Origin of the sequence: Amycolatopsis sp. NPDC059027 (assembly GCF_042739735.1) — a bacterium.
Lineage (GTDB): Bacteria > Actinomycetota > Actinomycetes > Mycobacteriales > Pseudonocardiaceae > Amycolatopsis.
In genome coordinates, this window is sequence record NZ_JBHYIK010000035.1 from 97,139 (window position 1) to 98,121 (window position 983).

Annotated in this window: 1 protein-coding gene; it reads right to left on the minus strand. The window is 69.4% G+C overall.

Annotation, left to right across the window (positions count from 1 at the left end):
* Nucleotides 1-81 precede the first annotated feature (81 nt).
* Nucleotides 82-816 (minus strand): SDR family oxidoreductase, encoded by a 735-nt coding sequence (locus ACFWY9_RS24395; protein WP_378340007.1) that lies wholly within the window; start codon nt 814-816, stop codon nt 82-84.
* Nucleotides 817-983: the final 167 nt, after the last annotated feature.

Here is a 983-nt window from a genome sequence, read left to right on the forward strand (position 1 = left end):
GTAGGCCCCCTTACCGGCGTCGAACGTCGGCAAGAGGGCCTTCACGGCACGGGGGAACCTCGGCGCGCTCGCGCCCGCGGATCAGCGCGAACGCAGCCAGTCGCGGTAGTGCGTCTTGGCCAGCGGCGTGCCCGTGGGCGTGGTGAGTACGTTTCCCTTGGCGGCGGCGAACAATCCGGCGGATTCGTCGGTGACGACGGTGCGGCGGTCACCGGTCTCGGTCAGGGTGAGGCGGCCCAGCTCGTCGAGCGGGAAGACCTCGGGGCCGCCGATGTCGCGGACACCCCCCAACGGAGCGCCGACAGCGGTCTCGGCGACCGCGGCGGCGACCTCGGCGGAGGCGATGGGCTGGATCGGCGTGGCAGGCAGGCGCACGACGTCGCCGTCGGTGCCCGCGTCCAGCACCGCCGGGACGAACTCCATGAACTGGGTGGCGCGCACGATCGAGAAGGGAACCGGCCCGGCCTGGATCAGGTTCTCCTGCAGGGTCTTGGCGCGGTAGTAGGCGACGTCGGGCACCTGGTCGACGCCGACGATGGACAGGGCGACGAAGTGCTCGACGCCCGCCTTCGCGGCCGCGGACAGCTCGTTGGTGACCGTCGTGCGGAAGAAGTCGATCGCGGCTTCGTCGAAGGTCGGCGAGTTGGTCAGGTCCACCACGACCTGGGCGCCGCGCACCGCGTCGTCGAGCCCTTCACCGGTGAGCAGGTCGACACCGGTGGACAGCGAATGCGCCGTGGTGTCGTGGCCCGCGTCCGCGAGCTTCCGCGCCACCTGGGAACCGATGAGGCCGGTGCCGATCACCGCGATCTTCATGAGGAGCTCCTTGACTCGGATTCATTGTGTCCGAGTTCGAAGCTTACTCGGACACCTGTTGTCCGAGTCAAGCCCGCTGGTTAGGCTGGACGCGTGAAGGTGTCCGGTGGTGTCGAAACGGCGTTGCACTGCTGCGTGGTGCTGACGGCGGCGGCCGAACCGGTACC